This window comes from Pedococcus sp. P2_E4, assembly GCF_056403935.1.
On the sequence record NZ_JBFUEO010000003.1, the window covers coordinates 78024 to 100110 of the forward strand.

Sequence of the window (22087 nt, forward strand, 5' to 3'; positions counted from 1 at the left end):
GCCGGACCCGAAGGTTCGGTCCCGGCCGACCGGATCGACGCGCTGCACTGTCAGCGCGCCCGGCTAGCGTGGGGTCGTGCTCCTCGCCGACGTCGTGGCCGCCTCCCGGGCGGCGACTGCAACCCGTTCCCGTCTCGCCAAGACCGCTGCTGTCGCCGGCGCCCTGCGGGCGGCGGGCCCGGAGCAGGCGGCGACGGTCGCGGCATACCTCTCGGGGGTGCTCCCGCAGCGCCGGGTCGGCGTGAGCTGGCGCGGGCTCACCTCGCTCCCCCACCCCGCCCCCTCCGCGACCGCCACGGTCGCCGAGGTCGACGACGCGCTGACGGCACTCGCGGCCGTGGGCGGCAGCGGATCCACCGCGGTCCGGCAGCAGGCGGTGGCAGACCTGTTCGCCCAGCTGACGGCTGACGAGCAGGACTACCTGCGCAACCTCATCACGGGTCAGGTGCGCCAGGGCGCCCTCGACGGGGTGATGCTCGCGGCCATCGCCTCGGCTGCCGAGGTGCCCGAGCCCGCCGTGCGGCGTGCCGTCATGCTCGCGGGGTATGCCGGGCCCGTCGCCGAGGCCGCGTTGCGCGGCGGCGAGCAGGCGCTCGCGCAGATCGGGCTCGAGGTCGGTCGCCCGCTCCGCCCGATGCTCGCGGCCTCCGCGCCGGACGTCACCAGCGCCTGGGAGCAGGTCGGCGGCGACGGCGGGGCCTACGTCGACGGCAAGCTCGACGGCATCCGGCTGCAGGCCCACCGCGACGGCACCGACGTGCGGCTGTTCACGCGCTCCCTCGACGACATCACCGACCGGCTGCCCGAGGTCGTCGAGGCGGTGCTGGCCCTGCCTGCCCGAGAGCTGGTCGTCGACGGCGAGGCGATCGCCCTCGACCCGTCCGGCCGGCCGCGTCCCTTCCAGGAGACCGCCTCCCGCACGATGAGCAGCAGCGGCGTCGACGCCCTGCGCGCCCAGGTGCCGGTGACTCCCTACTTCTTCGACCTGCTCCACCTCGACGGCGTCGACCTGCTCGACGCACCCACGTCCGAGCGCTTCGAACGGCTCGCCGCCCTCGTGCCCGAGAGCGCCCTGGTCCCGCGCGAGCGGGTGAGCTCCGCAGCGCAGGCCCAGGCCTTCTTCGACCGGCTCGTCGCCGACGGCCACGAGGGCGTGGTCGTCAAGGCACCCTCGAGCCCCTACGCGGCAGGCCGTCGCGGCGCCGGCTGGGTCAAGGTGAAGCCGCGGCACACGCTCGACCTGGTCGTGCTGGCGGTCGAGTGGGGCAGCGGCCGGCGGCGGGGCTGGCTGTCCAACATCCACCTCGGCGCCCGCGACCCCGAGTCGGGTGGTTTCGTGATGCTCGGCAAGACGTTCAAGGGCATGACAGACGAGATGCTCGCCTGGCAGACAGCGCGCTTCACCGAGCTGGCCACCGAGGGCACCGAGGGGTACGTCGTGCCGGTGCGCCCCGAGCAGGTTGTCGAGATCGCCTTCGATGGCATCCAGACCTCGTCGCGCTACCCCGGGGGCATGGCGCTGCGGTTCGCCCGGGTACTGCGCTACCGCGACGACAAGACCGCCGACGAAGCCGACACCATCGAGGCGGTCAGGGCACTGCACCCCTAGCGTGGTGGCATGTCCACCCCATCGACCACGGGCCTCGTGCCCGGTCTCGGAGGCCGCTGTGCTGCAGACTGACCACTTCATCCGTTTCGAACGGGTCGACGAGGTGACCCAGACCTCGCGCGGGCTCCTGGCCGACCTCCACGGTGAGCAGCTGCGCGTCGACGTCGTGCGGCCCGACGTGGTTCGGCTCAAGATCAGCCGGGGCGGGCGCTTCGACGAGGAGCCGACGTTCGCGGTCTGCGTCGACCCGCTGGCCGACGACGTCCCCTTCGAGGTCGAGCGGGACAGCGACCGGGTCCGTCTGGTCACGGCAGCCCTGACCGTCTCGGTCTGGCTCGACCCGTTCCGCCTCGACGTGCACCGGGCCGACGGCACCACGGTCCTCGAGACCGCTGCCGACGACCAGGGCCGCTACTGGGCCTATGCCACCCTCAATGACGGCTTCACCGTGCGTCGCGTGTGCCGCGGCGAGGACGGCTTCTTCGGCCTCGGCGAGAAGGGCGGACCGTCCAACCGCAAGGGCCGGGACTACACCCTGTGGAACACCGACGTGCTCAACCCCACGGCTTCCGGCGAGTTCACCCGCGGACGCGCGCCCGACGACCCGCGCAGCGACCACGAAGACCCTGAGTTCGACCCGTTCTACGTGTCGATCCCGTTCTTCTACCACCAGTCGTTCCTGGGCGGCGCGATGGCAGGGTCGTTCGTCGACAACGGCTACCGCGCGGAGTACGAGTTCTCGTCGGGGTCCGACTACCGCTTCACGTTCCTGGGCGGCCAGTACACCGAGTACGTCTTCGCCGGACCGCGGATGCCCGACATCCTGCGCGACTACACGTGGCTCACGGGCCGGATGATGCCACCGCCGATCTGGGCACTCGGCTACCACCAGTGCCGCTGGTTCAACTACTCCCAGGAAGCCGTCGAGGCCCTCGGCAGACGGCACCGCGAGGAGCGGGTGCCGTGCGATGCGCTCTGGCTCGACATCGACTACATGGACGGCTACCGCGTCTTCACGTGGGACGGCGAGCAGTTCCCCGACCCGAAGGCCATGCTCGGGCGTCTTCGCGAGCAGGGTCTGCGGGTCATCACCATCGTCGACCCTGGCGTCAAGCACGACCCCGGCTACCCCGTCTACGAGGACGGCCTCGAGCGAGGGGTCTTCTGCCTCACCGAGGGCGGTGACACCTACGTGGGCCAGGTGTGGCCCGGCAACACCGTCTTCCCCGACTTCGCGACCGCGGAGGCACGGGACTGGTGGGGCCAGCTCAACGCCGCCCACGTGCGCTACGGCCTGGCCGGCATCTGGAACGACATGAACGAGCCCGCGACTGGCGACATCTCGCCGCTGCGGATGCTCTTCGACCGAGGTCGCAGCTCGCACGAGCGCTACCACAACCAGTACGCCCTGCTCATGGCGATGGGCACCACGGCGGGGCTGCTGGAGGCCATGCCGAACCTGCGCACCTTCGTGCTCTCGCGGGCGGGCTTCGCCGGCATCCAGCGGGTCGCCGCCAACTGGATGGGAGACAACCTCGCCCGATGGGACCACCTGCGGTCCGCGATCACCATGGGATCGGGCTTCGGCGTCTCGGGCCAGCCCTTCGTCGGCGCAGACATCGGCGGCTTCGCCGGCGACTCGAACGCCGAGCTGTTCGTCCGCTGGATGCAGCTCGGCACGCTCACGCCGTTCTGCCGCAACCACTCCATGGCCGGCAACATCGACCAGTACGCCTGGGCGTTCGGCACCCACGTGCTCGACCTCGCCCGGGCCGCCATCGAACAGCGCTACCGGTTGATGCCCTACCTCTACTCCACGTTCCTCGAGTCCGGCCGGACCGGCGCCCCGGTCCAGCGGCCCTTGGTCTTCGACCACCAGGACGACCCGGTGGCCCGCGACGCCGACGACCAGTTCCTCCTCGGGCGCGACCTGCTCGTGGCGCCGGTGGTCGAGTCCGGCTGCACCGCACGGCAGGTCTACCTCCCGGAGGGTCACTGGTACGACCTGCACACCGAAGAGCTGCTGGCCGGCGGCGCGCACGTCATCGCCACGACCCCGATGGACCGCATTCCGCTCTACGCGCGCGCAGGCGCCGTGATCCCGATGTGGCCTGAGGCGCCACAGACGACCGACGGCTACCAGCCCGAGGTGGTCGAGCTCCACGTCTACGTCCCGGCCCAGGACGGCGAGATCGACTCGACCCTCGCCGAGGACGACGGCATCACGTTCGCAGCTCGCGACGGAGCGCGCTATCTCACCACCATCACGTTGTCGCGCAACGGTTCTCAGCTCGAGCTGTCGACGTCCGTGGAGGGCGACGGCTACCCGGAGTTCCGCCGCACGGCCTTCGAGCTCGTCTTCCACGGCACCACCCCGGCGCATGTCGAAGTCAGTGGTGAGCAGGTGCCGGTCGAGGCAGGCCGAGCGCGGGTCGCCAACACCGGCGCGCCGCTGCGCGTGGTGGCCGACCTCTAGGCTGGGCGGCGTGCTCGAGCAGATCACCGCGACCCGGTACGTCACTCCCCTCAAGGAAGGTGGCTCGCTGCCCGGCATCGTCGAGGCCGACGACCTCGGCACCTACGTCCTCAAGTTCCGCGGAGCCGGCCAGGGGCTGAAGGTCCTCGTGGCCGAGGTGGTGGTGGGCGAGCTGGCGCGCGTGCTCGGGCTCAACGTCCCCCGCATGGCCGTCGTCGACCTCCAGGCCCCCATCGCCAAGTACGAGGCGGACGAGGAGGTCCAGGACCTCCTCACGGCGTCCCTGGGCAGCAACCTCGGCATGGACTTCCTGCCCGGCTCGTTCGGCTACGACGGCTCGCGGCCCCCCGCACCGGAGACCGCGGCCGACATCGTGTGGCTCGACGCCCTCACCGCCAACGTCGACCGCACGTGGAGCAACCCCAACCTGCTCGTCTGGCACCGCGACCCGTGGCTCATCGACCACGGCGCCTCGCTGTACTTCCACCACTCCTGGCCGAGCCGTGGGCTCCACCCTGAACGGTTCGCCGCGCAGCCCTTCGACGCCAGCACGCACGTGCTGCGGGACGTCGCGGGAGACGTGCCTGCGAGCCACGAACGACTCGCACCGATGCTCACCGAGGACACCCTGCAGACCGTCGTGGGCCACATCCCCGACGACTGGCTGGAGCCGGCACCCGGGCTCGACTCCCCCGAGACCGTGCGGACCGCATACGTCGAGCACCTGCTGGCCCGGGTGGCACAGCCCCAGGCCTGGCTCCCGGAGATGGCGCGATGACCCGCCACGGCTACCAGTACGTCGTCCTGCGCTGCGTCCCCCGTGTCGAGCGCGAGGAGTTCCTCAACGTCGGCGTGGTGCTCTACTCGCAGGGCGCCGACTTCCTCGAGGCGGCCTATCGCGTCGACGAGGAGCGGCTGCGCGCGTTCGCACCCGACGCCGACGTCGCCGACGTCTCCGCCGCGCTCGAGACCGTGTGCCAGGTATGCCGTGGGGTCACCGGTGGGGGGTTGCCGACCCTCGGCGGGCTGGGACGCCGCTTCGGCTGGATCAGTGCGCCCCGGAGCACGGTCGTGCAGCCGGGTCCGGTGCACGGAGGCCTGACCGACGACCCGGCCGCCGAGTTGCGCACCCTGCTGGAGCGGCTGGTCAGCTGAGCTTGGGTCGCAGGGCCCAGGCGGCCACGGCTCCGGCCGCCGCCACATTGAGCGAGTCCACTCCCCCGCCCATGGGGATCGTGACCGTCAGGTCTGCTGCCGCGAGGGTGTGGTGTGACAACCCGTCCCCTTCGGTGCCGAGTACCAGGGCGAGCCGGTCAGGCGGTGACGCCGCGAGGTCGTCGAGCGACACCGCGTCGTCGGCCAGGGCCAGCGTGGCGACGGTGAAACCTGCGGCCTTGAGGTCGGCGATGCCCCCCGGCCACGGGTCGATGCGCGTCCACGGGACCTGGAACACCGTGCCCATGGAGACCCGGATCGACCTGCGGTACAACGGGTCGGCGCACCGCGGGGTGACCAGCACGGCGTCGATGCCCAGGGCCGCGGCCGACCGGAAGACAGCACCGACGTTGGTGTGGTCGACGATGTCCTCCAGCACCAGCACCCGGCGCGCGCCCGCGACGAGGTCGGCCACGGAGGGCAGGTCGGGTCGCTGCATCGCAGCCAGCGCACCCCGGTGCAGGTGGAACCCGGTCAGCTGCTCGATCACGGCGTGCTCCCCCACGAACACCGGCACGTCGTGCGCCTCGGCGTCCGCGACCACGTCCGCGAGGTCGGTCAGCCATCGCTCGGCCATGAGGTAGCTACGCGGCTCGTGACCCGCGGCGAGCGCACGACGGATGACTTTCTCGGACTCCGCGATGTAGAGCCCGCGTTCGGGCTCGGTGCGCCGGCGCAGCGCCACGTCGGTGAGGGCGACGAAGTCCGACAGCTCGGGGGCAGACGGGTCGGTGATGGCGATGGGCACGGCGARCAGGCTAGGACACTGACCGCTCAGAACACCAAGGCCCGCACGATGACGCTGATCCCGGCGACCACGCAGAAGGCGAGGACGGCTCGCCTCAGCCGCAGCGGGTCCAGGCGCGCGCGCAATGGCGCGGCCACGGCATACCCCGCAGCCATGAAGGGGATCCAGGCCAGTCCGGCCCACAGCTGGTCGAGAGTGAACTCGCCAGCCACCAGCAGCCCAGCAACCGCCATCGTCGCGCCCACGAGGAAGAACAGGGCCATCGTGGCGCGCAGTCGCTGCGGCCTCTCGTGCTGCAGGACGAGGGCGAGGAACGGACCACCGATCGAGGCCGCGGTCCCCGAGAACCCGGCGATCGCCCCGGCCCCCGCCGAGTTGCGAGGGGTCGGGCGCAGGTCCAGCGTGCTCAGGGACGCGGCCACCGTCAGCAGGATGAGCACCCCCACGACCACCGAGATCGCGCGAACCGACAACAGCGCCACGGCGGCCACCCCCAGTGGCATCACCAGGAGCCGCGCCGCCAGCGCCCACGACAGCGGTCGCCAGGCGATGTCCCTCGCACCGTGCACCAGCTGGACCACGGGCAGCGAGAAGCTCGTGACCAGCAGCGAACCCGGCATCAGGTCGGGGGCCGCGACGATGATGAAGGGTGCCGCGACCACGGCCATCCCGAAGCTGATCGACGACTGCACGAAGGCACCCGCCATCAGCGCGAACCCCAGCAGCAGGACGGTGGTCCAGTCCACTCAGCTGAACCAGACGATCTTGACGATCCCCACGAGACCCACCGCGATGATCACGCCGCGCAGCACCGCGGGCGGCAGCCGCCGCCCCACGCGGGAGCCGATGACCCCGCCGACCAGGGCGCCGATGCCGATGAGCAGCGCGACGAGCCAGTCGATCTCACCCCACGCGACCAGCATGAAGGTCAGCGCGGCCACGGCGTTGACGATGGTGGCCAGGACGTTCTTGTAGCCGTTGAGCCGCTGGATCGGCTCGCTCGACAGGGCACTCATGACGCCCATGAGGATGACACCCTGCGCCGCTCCGAAGTAGCCGCCGTAGATACCCGCCACCAGGACGCCCACCAACAGTGCCGCGGCGTGCCACGGGGCGGCCGGGATGCCGGCCTCGTGCCGCTGGGCGGCCCGGCGCTGCAGCCGCGGACCCAGGAGCACGAGCAGCAGCCCGATCGCGATGAGCACCGGCACGATTGCCTGGAACGCCTCAGGAGGCAGCACGAGCAGCAGCAGTGCGCCGATCACGCCGCCGACCAGCGACGCGGGTGCGAGGCGGGTCAGCGTCCGCCGGGCCCCTTCGAGCTCGGCGCGGTACCCGTGCACCGCGGTGACGCCGCCCGCGACGAGGCCCACGGTGTTGGACACGTTGGCGACGACCGGCGGGTAGCCCAGGAACAGCAGCGTCGGGAAGGTGATCAGGGTGCCGGAGCCGACGACCGTGTTGATCGTGCCGGCCGCCATCCCCGCGAGCAGGATCGCGACGGCTTCGAGAACGGACACCACGTCACCCTAGCCACGCCCGCCCCGCCCCCCGACGCGGGTATGCCGCCCGCTCGAGGTGAGCGGGCGGCATACCGGGTGGTGCGGGGTGGGTCAGGGACGCGGGGGCTGGGTGCCCTCGGTGCCTTCGGTGCCCTCGGCCGGCGGCGCGGCGGGCGGCTCCGAGGCCGGCGGGGCCGACGCAGGAGGCGCGGGCGGCTCGTAGGCCGGGACTGCGTCGGCCGGCGGGGCGATGGGAGGCGGGACCCGCTTTGCCGGTGCGGCGTGCTCGACCGCCTCCTGGCTGGCCCGGCCGGCCATGCCCCGGGCCTCGGCGAGGGCCTGCATCGGGTCCTCGAGCACGGTCTCGTCGAAGGCGTCCTGGAGCTGGCCGGGGTCGACCCACGCCTCGTCGTCGTCGCCGTCGGGGCCGTTGCCCTTGTCGGTGGCACCGAGGGCGCCGCCGATGCCGCGGAGGGCGTCGGTCAGCTCGCTGGGAATGATCCACATCTTGTTGGAGTCACCCCGGGCGATCTGCGGCAGCACCTGGAGGTACTGGTAGGCCAGCAGCTTCTGGGTGGGCTTGCCGCGGTGGATGGCGTCGAACACCTGCTGGATCGCGCGGGCCTGGCCCTGCGCCTCGAGGATCCTCGCCTGCGCCGAACCCTCGGCGCGCAGGATCTGGCTCTGCTTCTCGCCCTCGGCGGTCAGGATCGCGGACTGCTTGGTGCCCTCGGCATAGAGGATCTGGGCGCGCCGCTCGCGCTCGGCCTTCATCTGCTTCTCCATCGACTCCTGGACGGAGTGCGGCGGGTCGATCGCCTTGAGCTCGACGCGGTTGACGCGGATGCCCCACTTGCCGGTCGCCTCGTCGAGGACACCTCGCAGCTGGGCGTTGATCTGGTCGCGGCTGGTCAGCGTCTGCTCGAGGTCGAGCGAGCCGATGACGTTGCGCAGCGTGGTCACCGTGAGCTGCTCGATGCCCTGGATGAAGTTGGCGATCTCGTAGACGGCCGACTTGGCGTCGATCACCGAGTAGTAGATGACCGTGTCGATGTTGACGACGAGGTTGTCGCTGGTGATGACGGGCTGCGGCGGGAACGACACCACCTGCTCGCGCAGGTCGATGTTGGCACGCACCTTGTCGACGAACGGGACGAGGAAGTGGATGCCACCCTCGAGCGTGCGTGAGTACCGGCCGAGCCGTTCGATGATCAGCGCTGTCTGCTGGGGCACGATGCGCACCGTGCGAAAGAGCACGATGAGCGCAAAGGCCACCAGGATCAGCAGGACGACTGCACCTGCACCAATGTCCACGACTACTCCGTTTCCCGACCCGCCGTGTCGCCAGAGACGATCACGGTGGCCCCCTCGATGGATACGACCCGGACTTCCTGTCCGGGCTCACACTGCGCGGCACCGGCCCCGGTGCGCGCCGACCACGTCTCACCGGCCAGCTTGATGCGGCCGTCGTTCTCGGTCACCGTCTGGAGCACCCGCGCCGACCGTCCCACGAGGCTGGGCGCCCCGATGGTGTGGCTGACGTCGGCCACCATGAAGTGGCGCTTGACCAGCGGCCGCACGAGCAGCAACAGCAGCCCCGCGACGACCACGGCCACGACGACCTGCACGGGCACGCTCGCCCCCAGCGCGGACGCGACGGCAGCGGCCAGGGCGCCGCCGGCGACCATCAGGAAGACGAAGTCCACGGTGGCCACCTCGACGGCCAACAGGATCAACGCGACCCCCAACCAGGCCAGCCACGGGTTGTCCCCGAACCAGTCCACCTCGCCATCCCCTCTCGTCGGTCAGGTAACTCTAGGACGACGGGATGACCGGCAACGTTCCCGGCTCGCGCCTGGCCCGCGCTGTCCACCGGTCGCCTCGTTGCTCGAGCTCCAGGGGCATGCCGAAGGTCGCGGAGAGGTTCTCCTCGGTGAGCGTGATCTCGAGCGGGCCCTGGGCCACGACCCGGCCCTCGCGCAGGAGCAGGACGTCGGTGAACGACGGCGGGATCTCCTCGACGTGGTGCGTGACGAGCACCAGCGCCGGGGCGTCGACGTCGGCCGCGAGCTCGCCGAGCCGCCGGACGAGGTCCTCTCGCCCCCCGAGGTCGAGACCGGCTGCGGGCTCGTCGAGCAACATGAGCTCGGGGTCGGTCATCAGCGCACGGGCGATCTGGACGCGCTTGCGCTCGCCCTCGGAGAGGGTGCCGTACGTGCGGTCGGCGAGGTGGTCGGCGCCGAGCGCCTTGAGCAGCTCGGCAGCCCGCGCGTGGTCGAACGTCTCATAGCTCTCGCGCCAGCGGCCCACCACGCCGTACGACGCCGTGACCACCACGTTGTGCACGACCTCGTCGCCCGGGATGCGCTCAGCGAGCGACGCCGACGCGAGGCCGATGCGCGGCCGCAGCTCGAACACGTCGACGGCACCCAGGACCTCGCTGAGCACGCCGGCGACCCCACTGGTGGGGTGCATCCGTCCCGAGGCGAGCTGGAGCAGGGTGGTCTTGCCTGCGCCGTTGGGTCCGAGCACCACCCAGCGTTGGCCCTCCTCGACCTCCCAGGTGATGTCATCGAGGAGCGTGTTGGCCCCGCGGACCACGCTCACCCCCGCGAACTCCAGGACGTCACTCATGGCACCGGACCCTATCGGCTTAGCATGAACGGATGGCCGAACTGCCTGCGTCCGTGCGCCTTTCGCTCTGGGTCACCAGGGCGTGGGCCACTGGAGCGTCCCTGGAGAAGGCCGTCCGGCTGGCGATGCCCGACATCGACCACGTCGCCGGTGAGCTGGGCCAGCTGGGCCTGTGGCGCGACCTCGGCGAGCAGGCCGTGCTCGTGGCCCTCCCGTCCCCCGGCGACCTGAGCCGTATGCCGGGTGCGTCGCCCGAGGCGCACGCCGCGGCTGCCGCTGCTGGAGAGTGCGTGTACGTGCCGGGACTGGGGGGCCTGCTCGTGCCGACCGTGTCCTGGTTCGGGTCAGGCGACAGCGACAGGGTGGGACCGGACGTGGGCACCCGGGTGGACTGGACGGCGTACCCGGCGGACCCGGTGCCCCGGCACCGGGTGGAGGCACTCGACGGCAGCCAGCTCGAACGGCACCTGCGCGACCAGCTCCGAGCGGCCACGGCGCAGCTCGACGCCCTCGGGGGCCAGCCGTTCGGGGCCGCGGCGGCTCGAGACCTCGCCGATGCCGCGCTGGGCGGGACGTGGGGCCTGCCCGACGGGCTGCCCGGGCGAGCCACGAGGGTGATCACCATGGCGGGCACCGTCGCACGGGTGGTCGACGTCGCCCTGGAGGCCGGTGACGGTGCGCTGACGGCCCTGGAGTCCGCCCGGCGCCAGACGATCCTGCGCCGCCTGCAGCGCGATGCCGACCACGCCCTGGCCGACGCGACGAATGCCGCCTGTGCCGTGCTGGCCGGCTGGCGACCGGCCTAGCCGCGGCCCCTTCGCCCGGTGCGGGTCAGGACATCTTCGTGAGCAGGCGGCGGCGCAGGACGTCCAGGTAGACCTGGTTCGTCTGCTCGCCGATCGAGGACCACGAGAAGGCGTCGACGGCGCGCTTGCGGCCCGCCAGCCCCATGCGGTCCGCCCGAGCCGTGTCGCTGACGGCGTCCGTGAGCGCCGCCGCGAGGTCCGCGACGAACCGGTCCGGGTCGAGAGGGATGCCGCTGCCGTCCTGCTTCTGGTCGATGGGCACGAGCCAGCCGGTCTCTCCGTGGACGACCACCTCGGGGATGCCGCCCGTGGCGGTGGCGACGACGGGGAGCTCGCAGGCCATCGCCTCGAGGTTGACGATGCCCAGGGGTTCGTAGATCGACGGGCACGCGAAGACCGTGGCGGCCGACAGCAGCGCGATGACCTCACCCCGAGGCAGCATCTCCGGGATCCAGACGACGCCTTCGCGGGTGGCCCGCAGGTCCTGCATGAGGCCCTCGACCTCGGCCATGATCTCGGGGGTGTCAGGGGAGCCGGCGCACAGCACGAGCTGGACGTCGGGCGGCAGCTGCGCCGCGGCGCGCAGGAGGTACGGCAGACCCTTCTGGCGCGTGATCCGGCCGACGAAGATGACCGACTTGCCGTCCGGGTCGACGCCGTGGCGACGGACCGTGTCGGGGTCGCGGTGACGCTGCCACAGCTGGGAGTCGATGCCGTTGTGCACCACCTTGACCCGCTCGGGGTCGATGTCGGGATAGCTGCGCAGGACGTCCTGGCGCATCCCCTCGCTGACGGCCACGACGGCATCGGCGCCCTCGTAGGCGGTGCGCTCCATGAAGGACGACAGCGCGTAGCCACCGCCGAGCTGCTCGGCCTTCCAGGGCCGCATCGGCTCGAGGCTGTGTGCCGTGACCACGTGCGGCATCCCGCCAAGCAAGGAGGCGACGTGCCCGCCGAAGTTGGCGTACCACGTGTGGGAGTGGACCAGGTCCGCGCCGACGCAGTCCCCCGCCATGGACAGGTCGACGCCCATCGTCCTCACGGCCGCGTTCGCGCCACCGAGGTCCGGCAGGTCGGCATACCCGCTCGTGCCCTCCTCGGCCAGGGGCTCACCGAACGCGCGCACCCGGGCGTCGATGTCGCCACGCGACCTCAGGGCACGCACCAGCTCGGCGACGTGCACCCCCGCGCCGCCATAGATGTTGGGCGGGTACTCCTTGGTCAGGATGTCGACTCTCACGCTCGCGAGATTAGTCCCGGACTGGGGTCGCCGCGAGGGCGCGCATTGCCTAGGGTCGGACCATGCCGTACCGACGCGGGGTTCCCAAGGTCCTGGCCATCGTCCTCGCCGGGGGTGAGGGCAAGCGACTGATGCCCCTCACCGCCGACCGGGCCAAACCAGCGGTGCCGTTCGGGGGCATCTACCGGCTCATCGACTTCGCGCTGAGCAACGTCGTCAACAGCGGCTACCTCAAGATCGTCGTGCTGACGCAGTACAAGTCGCACAGCCTGGACCGCCACGTCACCAAGACGTGGCGCATGTCCACGATGCTCGGCAACTACGTCGCCCCGGTGCCCGCCCAGCAGCGGGTCGACAAGAACTGGTACCTCGGCTCGGCCAACGCGATCTTCCAGAGCCTCAACCTCATCACCGACGAGAAGCCCGACATCGTCGTGGTCGTCGGGGCCGACCACGTGTACCGGATGGACTTCTCGCAGATGGTCGCCCAGCACGTCGAGACCGGTGCCGGCGTCACGGTGGCTGCCATCCGCCAGCCCATCTCGCTCGCCGACCAGTTCGGCGTCATCGAGGTCGACGACGGCGACCGGCGCAAGATCGCGGCGTTCAAGGAGAAGCCCAAGGACGCCAAGGGACTGCCGGACTCTCCCGACGAGGTGCTGGCGTCGATGGGCAACTACGTCTTCGACGCCGACGTCCTCGTCGATGCGGTCACCCGCGACAACGACCGCGAGGGCAGCAAGCACGACATGGGCGGCGACATCGTCCCGGACTTCGTCGACAAGGGCGAGGGTTACGTCTACGACTTCAAGGACAACGTGATCCCTGGCGCCACCGAGCGCGACCAGGCCTACTGGCGCGACGTCGGGTCGATGGACTCCTACTGGGAGGCCCACATGGACCTCGTCTCGATCCACCCGGTCTTCAACCTCTACAACTACGACTGGCCGATCTACACCGACTACGGCCCGCTCGCCCCGGCAAAGCTGGTCCAGGGCGCGGGCGGCAAGTTCGGCGAGGCGCACAACTCGGCGGTCTCCCCCGGTGTGGTCATTTCCGGCGCCACCGTGACCAACTCGGTGCTGTCGCCGCGCTGCCACATCCACAGCGGCACCACGATCGACGACAGCGTCCTGCTCGACGGCGTCGAGGTCGGCCGAGGCTGCGTCATCAAGCGGGCCATCATCGACAAGGGCGTCATCGTGCCCGAGGACACCACCATCGGCGTCGATCCCGTCAAGGACAAGGAGCGCGGCTTCATGGTCACCGAGTCCGGGCTCACGGTGATCGCCAAGTTCCAGGAAGTCACCGCGTGACGGCAGTCGACCGCCCGATCCGGATCGGCGTCCAGCTCCAGCCCCAGCACGCGGAGTACTCGGCGATCCGTCGCGCCGCCGCGGAGGCCGAGGAGATCGGGGTCGACGTGGTGTTCAACTGGGACCACTTCTTCCCCCTGTACGGTGCCCCGGACGGGGCTCACTTCGAGTGCTGGACGATGCTGGGCGCCTGGGCCGAGGCGACCTCGCGCGTCGAGATCGGCGCGCTCGTCACGTGCAACAGCTATCGCAACCCGCAGCTGCTCGCCGACATGGCCCGCACCGTCGACCACATCAGCGACGGGCGACTGATCCTGGGGATCGGGTCCGGCTGGTTCGAGCACGACTACGACGAGTACGGCTACGAGTTCGGCACCGCTGGGGGCCGCCTCAACAACCTGGCCCATGACCTGCCCCTCATCAAGTCGCGGTGGGAAAAGCTGAATCCCCCACCGACGCGCGCCATCCCGGTGCTGATCGGCGGCGGAGGGGAGCGCAAGACGCTCAAGATCGTCGCGGAGCACGCAGACATCTGGCACGGCTTCGGCAGGGCCGAGACCATCGCGCACAAGCACGCGGTCCTCGACGAGTGGTGCGCGAAGGTCGGGCGCGACCCCGCCTCGATCGAGCGCTCGGCAGGGGTGTCCCCCAAACCCGGTCGCCTCCCCGAGGACGTCAAGGACTACGCCGCCGGCGCCCAGTCCCTGTATGACGTGGGCACCCGCCTGTTCACCGTGGGCATCGGTGGGCCCAGCTACGACCTGGGCCCTATCCGCGACCTCGTCGCCTGGCGAGACGCCCACCAGGGCTGAGCGCGGGGTCCGCTCGCTCGGCGGCGTCGTCGCTCGCGACGTTTTACTGAACCGCGGCTCGGGCCTCCGTTCCTGCTGCCCAGGCGCTGGGCGTGGCGACCGTGGTCGCCATCGCCAGCGCGGCCACTCCCCCTGTGAGCACGTGGATGAGCTTCTTTCGTGTCATGGTGTCCCTCCCCTGATGCGTCCCGACCCTGCGTCAGGGCGCCGACGCGCGAGCGCCAAGCGAACACCATAGGAACCAGCCAATACCTAGGCGAGTGACTGTTTGTGACTGGCTAGATCTATACACAGTCTTTACTCGCCAGCGAGCCCGGACGTGCCCCCGTGGGCGGCGCCGTCTCGCTTGGCGGTCTGTTGGTCGGATGGCGAGACTGGCGCGGGTCGGGCCGGTGGCGCCGATATCGTGACGCCGTGCCCGAACTGAGCGTCACCGACCCGCGCACGCTGCTGGTCACGATCAGCGGCGAGGACCGACCGGGTGTGACCAGCGCCTTCTTCGACGCCATCGCCGACGTCGGCGCCGAGGTGCTCGACCTCGAGCAGGTCGTCGTGCGCGGCCAGCTCACCCTGGCGATGCTGCTCGCCCCGGGCGATGCGGACGAGCGCCTGCGCGAGGTCGTCTCGACCGTCGGCAAGGGTCTCGACCTCAAGGTGAAGGTCAAGGGCGGCACGGGCGACAGCCGCCGCCGACGTGGCGGCCGGGCCGCCGTCGTCGTGCTGGGCTCCCCCTTGCGCGCCAGCGGCGTCGCGGCGATCACCGCGCGGATCGCCGCTCACGGCGCCAACATCGACCGCATCCGCAGGCTCTCCCGCTACCCCGTGACGACGGTCGAGTTCGACCTCTCGGGCGCAGACCTCGAGCGGCTGCGGCGCGAGATGGCCATCGAGTCCAGCATCCACGGCCTCGACATCTCTGTAGCCGCCGGTGGGCTGGCTCGGCGTGGCCGACGGCTGGTCGTCATGGACGTCGACTCCACGCTCATCCAGGACGAGGTGATCGAGCTGCTGGCGCGGCACGCGGGGCGTGAGGCCGAGGTCGCCGCGGTCACCGAGGCGGCGATGCGCGGTGAGCTCGACTTCACCGAGAGCCTGCGACACCGGGTGGCCGCCCTCGAGGGACTGCCCGTATCGGTGCTCGACGAGGTCCGGGCCGCCGTGCAGTTCACGCCGGGCGCCCGCACGCTGGTCCGCACCCTGAAGCGGCTCGGCTTCACCGTGGCCGTCGTCTCCGGCGGGTTCATCGAGATCGTCCAGGAGCTCGCCCGAGAGCTCGACATCGACCACGCGCACGCCAACCGGCTCGAGGTGCGCGACGGCATACTCACCGGGCGGCTGGTCGGGGACGTCGTGGACCGGGCGGGCAAGGCGGACGCGCTGCGCAGGTTCGCGGCCGAGGCAGGGCTGCCGCTGTCGCGGACGGTCGCCATCGGCGACGGCGCCAACGACCTCGACATGCTCGAGGCCGCAGGGCTCGGTGTCGCCTTCAACGCCAAGCCGGTCGTGCGCGAGCAGGCCGACACCGCGGTCAACGTCCCCTACCTCGACGCCGTCCTCTACCTGCTCGGCATCACCCGTGAGGAGATCGAGGAGGCCGACGAGCTCGACGGCACGCCGACCCCCGCTCCGCCGATCCCCGCGTCCTGACTCCTAGGCTGTACAGATGGCACCCTCCCCGCGTCGCAGGACGCCCACCCTGCTCATCATCGGCGGGGCAGAGGACCGAGTCGGCAAGGCCACGGTCCTGCGCCGGTTCGTCAGGTTGGCGGGCGGCAAGCGATCGCGGATCGTCCTGATCCCTACGGCGTCGTCCTTCCAGGACGAGGTGGTGGCGGCTTACACGGACGTGTTCACCCGGCTCGGCGCGCCCGAGCCCGAGGTGGTCAACCCGCAGAACCGGCTCGACGCCCACGACGACCAGTCGGTGGCCCTGCTCGACGGTGCGACCGGCATCTTCATGAGCGGTGGCAGCCAGCTCAAGCTCAGCCAGCGCTTCCCGGGCACCCCGCTCGGCGACGCCCTGCACCGGGCCCATGCCCGCGGAGCCGTCATCGGCGGCACGTCCGCGGGTGCGTCGATCATGAGCCAGTTCATGATCTCGATGGGCGACGAGGGCATCACCCCACGCCAGCGGAACAGCCAGCTGAGTGCCGGCCTGGGGCTGCTCGAGGGCGTCATCATCGACCAGCACTTCGCTCAGCGGTCGCGCTACGGGCGACTCATGTCGATGGTGGCGGCGTCCCCCAACCTGCTCGGCATCGGCATCGACGAGGACACCGCGATCGAGGTGCGCGACAGCCGCGTGTTCACCGTCCACGGATCTGGTGCCGTCTTCGTCCTCGACTGCCGATCCGCAGCGTCCGACGCACCCGACGCGCGGCGAGGTGCCCCGCTCATGGTGTCCGGAGCGGTCGTGCATTCGCTGCCCGCAGGCGCTACGTTCGATCTCTCCGAGGTACGACTCGTCGACTTCGTCGAGAAGCACCCGGACGTGGCTGTGGCCCTCGCCACCGCCAAGGCCTGACCCGACACCGACGACCGGCACGAAGGCACCACCGGCCCCCCGGGCCCCCGGTCGGCAGGTCCACACCCCCGCACGGCCCACCGCGAGGAGATCCGCATGGCAGAGCGCCCCACCCCGACCGGACCCGCAGCCCCGGAGCTGCGCATCGTCGAGTCGAGGATCTACCGCGGTGGCAACATCTGGTCCTACAACCCCGCGATCCACCTCGTCGTGGACCTCGGGGTCCTCGAGGGCTATCCCACGGACACCCTCGACGGCTTCACGGACCAGCTCGTCGAGCTGCTGCCCGGGCTCGCCAACCACACCTGCTCACGGGGCGTGAAGGGCGGCTTCGTCGAGCGGATGCACGAGGGCACCTGGCTGGGCCACGTCTCGGAGCACGTGGCCCTCCAGCTGCAGCAGGAGGCCGGCCACGACCTGCGGCGGGGCAAGACCCGTGCGGTCAAGGGTCAGCCCGGCCGCTACAACGTCATCTACGACTACAACGACGAGACCGTGGGTATGGCGGCGGGCACCCTGGCGGTCCGGCTCGTCAACCACCTCGTCCGGGCCGAGGAGGGCTTCGACTTCGCCGAGGAGCTCGACCTGTTCCTGCGTCGGGCCCAGCGGGCCGCCTTCGGCCCGTCGACGGCGGCCATCCTCGAGGAGGCCGTCTCGCGCGACATCCCCTACATCCGCCTCAACGGCGCCTCGCTCGTCCAGCTCGGCCAGGGCGTCCACGCCCAGCGCATCCGGGCCACGATGACGTCCAAGACCGGCGCCCTGGCGGTCGACATCGCCAGCGACAAGGACATGACGACCCGGCTGCTCGGCTCGGCCGGCCTCCCGGTCCCCAAGCAGGAGACCGTGCGCAACGCCGACGGCGCCGCGGCCGCTGCGAGGCGGATCGGCTTCCCTGTCGTGGTCAAGCCGCTCGACGGCAACCACGGTCGCGGCGTCTGCCTCGACCTGCAGTCCGACGACGACGTGCGCGCCGCGTTCCACATCGCGGAGGGTGAGTCGCGCCGCGGCTACGTCATCGTCGAGTCGTTCGTGACCGGGCGCGACTACCGCTGCCTGATCGTCGGCGGCAAGATGCAGGCCATCGCCGAGCGCGTCCCGGCCCACGTGGTCGGCGACGGCACCCACACGGTGGCCGAGCTGGTGGACATCACGAACTCCGACCCGCGCCGTGGTGTCGGCCACGAGAAGGTCCTCACCCGCATCAAGGTCGACGACACCGCCATCGGGCTGGTCCGCGACCAGGGTTACGAGATGGACCAGGTTCCTCCGCAGGACCAGATGGTCAAGCTCGCGCTCACGGGCAACATGTCGACGGGCGGGATCTCGGTCGACCGCACGTTCGACGCGCACCCGGACAACATCGAGATCGCCGAGGAGGCCGCCCGGATGATCGGGCTCGACGTCGCCGGCATCGACTTCATCTGCCCGGACATTGCCTCGCCCGTCCGTGAGACCGGCGGCGCGATCTGCGAGGTCAACGCCGCCCCCGGGTTCCGCATGCACACGCATCCCACGGTCGGCGAGCCCCAGTACATCGCCAAGCCGGTCGTCGACCTGCTGTACCCGCCGGGCTCGCCGTCACGCGTGCCGATCGTCGCGGTCACGGGCACCAACGGCAAGACGACGACGTCGCGCATGATCGCCCACATCTTCAAGGGGATCGGCCGCAAGGTCGGCATGACCTCAACCGACGGCATCGTCATCGACGAGCGGCTCGTCTACAAGGCCGACGCCTCCGGCCCGCGCTCAGCGCGGATGGTCCTGCAGAACCCGCGCGTCGACTTCGCGGTGATGGAGGTCGCCCGTGGCGGCATCCTGCGCGAGGGCCTGGGCTACGACCGCAACGACGTCGCCGTCGTCACCAACGTCGCCCCGGACCACCTCGGCATGAAGGGCATCGACACCCTCGAACAGCTCGCCGACGTCAAGGCTGTCGTCGTGGAAGCCGTGCCCCGCAACGGTTTTGCGGTCCTCAACGCCGACGACGACCTCGTCCGCAAGATGCGGCGACGGTGCTCCGGCGGCATCGTCTGGTTCTCCCTGCAGCCGCCCGGCTCGCGCGTCCGCGAGTTCGTCGAGGACCACTGCCGTCGTGGCGGTCGCGCCGTGGTCCTCGAGCCGACCGACCGCGGCGACATGATCGTCATCAAGCACGGCCGCCGCTCGATGCAGCTCGCGTGGACCCACCTGCTGCCCTCGACCTTCGGCGGCACCGCGAAGTTCAACGTGGCCAACGCCATGGCAGCAGCCGGCGCGGCCTTCGCCTCCGGGGCCGGCCTGCACGAGATCCGCCAGGGCCTGCGCACCTTCACGACCAGCTACTACCTCTCCCCCGGACGCATGAACCTCGTCAACGTGCACAACGTCGACGTCTTCGTCGACTACTGCCACAACGCCCCCGGCATGCGGGTGCTCGGCGAGTTCGTCGACGGCTACGCCGCCCAGAAGGCCGGCCAGTCCGAGCTCGGCAAGATCTCGCGCATCGGCATGATCGCGACGGCGGGCGACCGGCGCGACGACGACATGCGCGAGCTCGGGGCCATCGCAGCCCGTCACTTCGACGTCGTCGTGGTCCGCGAGGACCAGCGGCTGCGCGGCCGACCGGCCGGTGAGACCGCGGCCCTCGTCGTCGAGGGCGCGCAGGGCGAGATCGGCAAGGAGGGCGTCCGCTGCCGTCAGATCGAGCTCGTGCTCGACGAGGTCGACGCGGTCCGTCACTGCATGGCGCGGGCCAACCCGGGTGACGTCGTCGTGCTCTGCGTCGACAACCACGCCCAGGTGCTCGCCGAGCTCGAGCAGATGACCCACTCGGCCCAGGCCGGGTCACACAGCGGCGAGGGCCTCGGCGACCCCGACCTCGACCCGACCGAGCTGCAGTCGGAGGCCCAGGTGTCCGGCGACGAGGCGGCCGCCGAAGTGGCCGAGGTCGTCGAGGCGCCCGCGGAGGAGCCCACCCCCGCCTGACGGGGCGACTCAGCGCTCGCGCAGCTCCGCGGCATACGCGTGCAGCGCACGGCGGTAGGACTGGGAGTCCTCGTCACCGGAGTGGTGCAGCAGCGCGTCGACCAGGTCGGCGACGGCCTCGCCGGCCCGGCCGCTGTCGACCGCGGCGAGGGCGCGGAACGCGGCCACGGCCGCGCTGCCCGGACGTTCGGTGGCCAGGTCGGTGAGCAGCGAGTATGCCGTGTCGGCCTGTCCCGTGACCCGCAGGCTGGAGGCGAGCTGGATGCGGGCACGGTGCCGGTGCGGCTCCCGCAGTCCTGCTGCGAGGGCGTCTCGGTAGAGCGTGATCGCGTCGGCCTCCTTGCCGGCGGCGTCGAGTGTGCTCGCCAGCTCGTAGGTGAGTCGCGGGTCCTGCGGGCGCTGGCTGCGCAGGCTGGTCGCCGCGGCGATCCGGGCCTCGTCGTCCTCGAGCAGCCACAGGGCCGAGATCTGCGACTCGAACTCGTGCTCGCCCCTGGCGGCGACCACCTTGGCGCGGATGTCCTGGGCCGTGTCGGCGGTGGCGCCCTGCTCGGCGAGCCAGCTCGCCACCTGGCGCCGCTCGGCGTGGCACATGAGCGCCACGACGTCACCGTCCACGGCACCGGGCACGAGTGCCTGCAGGCCGGCCAGCTCGGTCTCGTAGGACTCGATGTCCGCCACGCCGACGCGGGCCAGCCCGGCACGCAGGTGGCCCTCGAGCTCATCCATGGTGCGGCCTCGCAGGTAGTGCTCCTTGTGGGCCGCCACGACCCGGTCCGCGCGGAGACCGGCCACCTCGCCGATCACCTCGAGCAGGTCGTCGGTACGGTCGCCGGCCAGCCCCAGGCCGAGGTGCACCTGGCCACCCGGGGCCTTGAGCCCGTGCGCGACGTCCATGAGGGCATCGAGGCCGGCCTCGTTGTGCGCGAGGTCGACGATCACCGTGATCGCGGAGCCGTCCTCGCGGCGCAGCGTGTAGGTGTTCATCCGACCCGGGTTCTGGGTCGCGTCGGGCGCGAACGTCTTCAGGCCCTCGACCACGGCCGACCGCGGCAGCCCGAGGCCGATCGCGGCGGCGGCGCCGGCCAGGGCGTTGGCGATGTTGTGCTGGCTCAACCCCGAGAGCGTCGCCGGGACGTCGTCGATGCTGACCAGCCGGTCAGGGTCCTGGCCGTTCTCGAGGACGGTGACGAACCCGTCGAGGACGGTGATCGCCCGGCCACCCTGGTCGAGCGACTCGCGGATCGCCGGAGCGTCGGACCGGAGCGCGAAGACCCACGGACGGGCCTTGATGCCCGAGCGCATCGCCCAGACGCGCGGGTCCTCGCCGTTGAGCACTACCCAGCCGCGGGGCCGGGTGGCCTTGGTGACGATGGCCTTGACCTCGGCGAGCTGGTCGACGGTGTCGATGCCCTGGAGCCCGAGGTGGTCGGCAGAGACGTTGGTGACGACGCTGACGTCGTTGTGGGTGACGCCCATGCCCTTGAGGAGCATCCCGCCGCGGGCCGTCTCAAGGATGCCGAGCTGGACGCCCGGGGTGGTCAGCACCGCCCGGGCCCCCGCCGGGCCGGAGTAGTCCCCCGGCTCGACCATCTCGCCCTGGACGACGACGCCGTCGGTCGAGGACCACGCGGTCTTGAGCCCGGCCGTCATGCCGATGTGCCCGAGCAACCGGGTCGTGGTCGTCTTGCCGTTGGTGCCCGTGATGGAGGCGACGGGGATCGTCGGTCGCAGGATGGACGGCTTGTCGCCCGGCTCGGTCTGGCTCACGACGACGCCCTGCTCGGCAGTCGCGTCCTCACCGTCGAGCCAGGACTGGAGCACCGGGCCGATCGCGTGGCCGAGGGCCCGCGCCCTGGTGCGGCGACGCCAGACGAAGGCGACGACGACGCCCTCAGGGGCGCTGGCCGGCCGGACCCGCACGCCCAGCCGGGTGGTCCCGCTGGCGGTGGCGACCCCGCGGACGGCCCGCTCGACCAGCCGCATGACGAACCGCTGTCGCTGCTCGGTGCCCGGCGCCCCGGGCCGCGCCGACCGCATCCCGAGCTTCTTGGCCAAGGACGTGAGGGTGGCCTCGTCGATGTCCAGGTAGCCGGGCAGCTCGAGGCTCACCTTGATCGCCGGCTTGGCGAAGTAGAGGTTGGGGCCCTCGAGGACACGCACCTCGGAGACGGTGACTGCGGGCGACACGACGGGGTCGGTGGCGGTCTCGGACGTCATGCGGCGAGCCTAGCCGCG

The 22087-nt window shown here is 71.2% G+C and carries 19 protein-coding genes; 10 read left to right on the forward strand and 9 right to left on the reverse strand.

What is annotated here, in order from left to right; all coding sequences use genetic code 11:
• Nucleotides 1–76: 76 nt before the first annotated feature.
• From AC1DV7_RS02745 to AC1DV7_RS02760, 4 genes are read left to right on the forward strand one after another with little or no spacing between them, the layout of a single operon-like run.
• On the forward strand, nt 77–1609 hold the full coding sequence (locus AC1DV7_RS02745; protein WP_477594347.1) for an ATP-dependent DNA ligase: 1533 nt from the start codon (nt 77–79) through the stop codon (nt 1607–1609).
• Nucleotides 1610–1667: 58 nt separating this feature from the next.
• Complete coding sequence (locus AC1DV7_RS02750) at nt 1668–4085, forward strand: glycoside hydrolase family 31 protein (RefSeq protein ID WP_477594349.1); 2418 nt, start codon at nt 1668–1670, stop codon at nt 4083–4085.
• Nucleotides 4086–4095: 10 nt separating this feature from the next.
• Nucleotides 4096–4863, forward strand: a complete 768-nt coding sequence (locus AC1DV7_RS02755) for a HipA family kinase (protein ID WP_477594351.1) — start codon at nt 4096–4098, stop codon at nt 4861–4863.
• Nucleotides 4860–5240 carry a DUF3037 domain-containing protein gene (locus AC1DV7_RS02760; RefSeq protein WP_477594352.1) on the forward strand — a complete coding sequence of 127 codons (381 nt, stop codon included), beginning with the start codon at nt 4860–4862 and terminating at the stop codon, nt 5238–5240. The genes AC1DV7_RS02755 and AC1DV7_RS02760 overlap by 4 nt, the downstream gene beginning before the upstream one ends.
• Here the strand turns inward: AC1DV7_RS02760 and AC1DV7_RS02765 are convergent.
• The 6 genes from AC1DV7_RS02765 to AC1DV7_RS02790 form a co-directional block, all read right to left on the reverse strand.
• On the reverse strand, nt 5233–6048 hold the full coding sequence (locus AC1DV7_RS02765) for a TrmH family RNA methyltransferase (protein ID WP_477594354.1): 816 nt from the start codon (nt 6046–6048) through the stop codon (nt 5233–5235). The genes AC1DV7_RS02760 and AC1DV7_RS02765 overlap by 8 nt on opposite strands.
• Before the next feature lie 26 nt (nt 6049–6074).
• Nucleotides 6075–6794, reverse strand: coding sequence for a TSUP family transporter (locus AC1DV7_RS02770; RefSeq protein WP_477594356.1), 720 nt, complete (start codon nt 6792–6794; stop codon nt 6075–6077).
• Nucleotides 6795–7568: a sulfite exporter TauE/SafE family protein gene (locus AC1DV7_RS02775; RefSeq protein ID WP_477594358.1), complete on the reverse strand. Its 774-nt coding sequence runs from the start codon at nt 7566–7568 to the stop codon at nt 6795–6797.
• 93 nt (nt 7569–7661) lie between these two features.
• The gene (locus AC1DV7_RS02780) at nt 7662–8858 is read right to left on the reverse strand and encodes an SPFH domain-containing protein (protein WP_477594510.1); all 1197 of its coding nucleotides are present in this window, start codon (nt 8856–8858) and stop codon (nt 7662–7664) included.
• 8 nt (nt 8859–8866) lie between these two features.
• Complete coding sequence (locus tag AC1DV7_RS02785; protein ID WP_477594360.1) at nt 8867–9334, reverse strand: NfeD family protein; 468 nt, start codon at nt 9332–9334, stop codon at nt 8867–8869.
• A 31-nt stretch (nt 9335–9365) separates the two neighbouring features.
• Nucleotides 9366–10184: an ABC transporter ATP-binding protein gene (locus AC1DV7_RS02790; protein ID WP_477594361.1), complete on the reverse strand. Its 819-nt coding sequence runs from the start codon at nt 10182–10184 to the stop codon at nt 9366–9368.
• 32 nt (nt 10185–10216) lie between these two features.
• Between AC1DV7_RS02790 and AC1DV7_RS02795 the strand changes: the two genes are divergently transcribed.
• The gene (locus AC1DV7_RS02795; RefSeq protein WP_477594363.1) at nt 10217–10990 is read left to right on the forward strand and encodes a hypothetical protein; all 774 of its coding nucleotides are present in this window, start codon (nt 10217–10219) and stop codon (nt 10988–10990) included.
• Nucleotides 10991–11015: 25 nt separating this feature from the next.
• On the opposite strand, the gene glgA is transcribed toward AC1DV7_RS02795, so the two are convergent.
• The gene (gene glgA / locus AC1DV7_RS02800; protein WP_477594365.1) at nt 11016–12230 is read right to left on the reverse strand and encodes a glycogen synthase; all 1215 of its coding nucleotides are present in this window, start codon (nt 12228–12230) and stop codon (nt 11016–11018) included.
• A 62-nt stretch (nt 12231–12292) separates the two neighbouring features.
• Here glgA and glgC point away from each other — a divergent pair, with 62 nt between their 5' ends.
• A complete protein-coding gene (gene glgC, locus AC1DV7_RS02805; RefSeq protein WP_477594367.1) occupies nt 12293–13546 on the forward strand; it encodes a glucose-1-phosphate adenylyltransferase in 1254 nt (417 codons plus the stop codon).
• Nucleotides 13543–14358 carry an LLM class F420-dependent oxidoreductase gene (locus AC1DV7_RS02810; protein WP_477594369.1) on the forward strand — a complete coding sequence of 272 codons (816 nt, stop codon included), beginning with the start codon at nt 13543–13545 and terminating at the stop codon, nt 14356–14358. Before glgC ends, AC1DV7_RS02810 begins: the two co-directional genes overlap by 4 nt.
• Nucleotides 14359–14401: 43 nt before the next feature.
• Here AC1DV7_RS02810 and AC1DV7_RS02815 read toward each other — a convergent pair whose 3' ends face one another.
• Nucleotides 14402–14524: a hypothetical protein gene (locus AC1DV7_RS02815; protein ID WP_477594371.1), complete on the reverse strand. Its 123-nt coding sequence runs from the start codon at nt 14522–14524 to the stop codon at nt 14402–14404.
• Nucleotides 14525–14781: 257 nt separating this feature from the next.
• Here AC1DV7_RS02815 and serB point away from each other — a divergent pair, with 257 nt between their 5' ends.
• From serB to cphA, 3 genes are all read left to right on the forward strand, one after another.
• Complete coding sequence (gene serB / locus AC1DV7_RS02820; protein WP_477594512.1) at nt 14782–16005, forward strand: phosphoserine phosphatase SerB; 1224 nt, start codon at nt 14782–14784, stop codon at nt 16003–16005.
• A 16-nt stretch (nt 16006–16021) separates the two neighbouring features.
• Nucleotides 16022–16882 (forward strand): cyanophycinase, encoded by an 861-nt coding sequence (locus tag AC1DV7_RS02825; RefSeq protein WP_477594373.1) that lies wholly within the window; start codon nt 16022–16024, stop codon nt 16880–16882.
• A gap of 96 nt (nt 16883–16978) precedes the next feature.
• Nucleotides 16979–19849, forward strand: a complete 2871-nt coding sequence (gene cphA / locus AC1DV7_RS02830) for a cyanophycin synthetase (RefSeq protein ID WP_477594375.1) — start codon at nt 16979–16981, stop codon at nt 19847–19849.
• 9 nt (nt 19850–19858) lie between these two features.
• On the opposite strand, the gene AC1DV7_RS02835 is transcribed toward cphA, so the two are convergent.
• Nucleotides 19859–22069 carry a tetratricopeptide repeat protein gene (locus tag AC1DV7_RS02835; RefSeq protein WP_477594377.1) on the reverse strand — a complete coding sequence of 737 codons (2211 nt, stop codon included), beginning with the start codon at nt 22067–22069 and terminating at the stop codon, nt 19859–19861.
• Nucleotides 22070–22087: the final 18 nt, after the last annotated feature.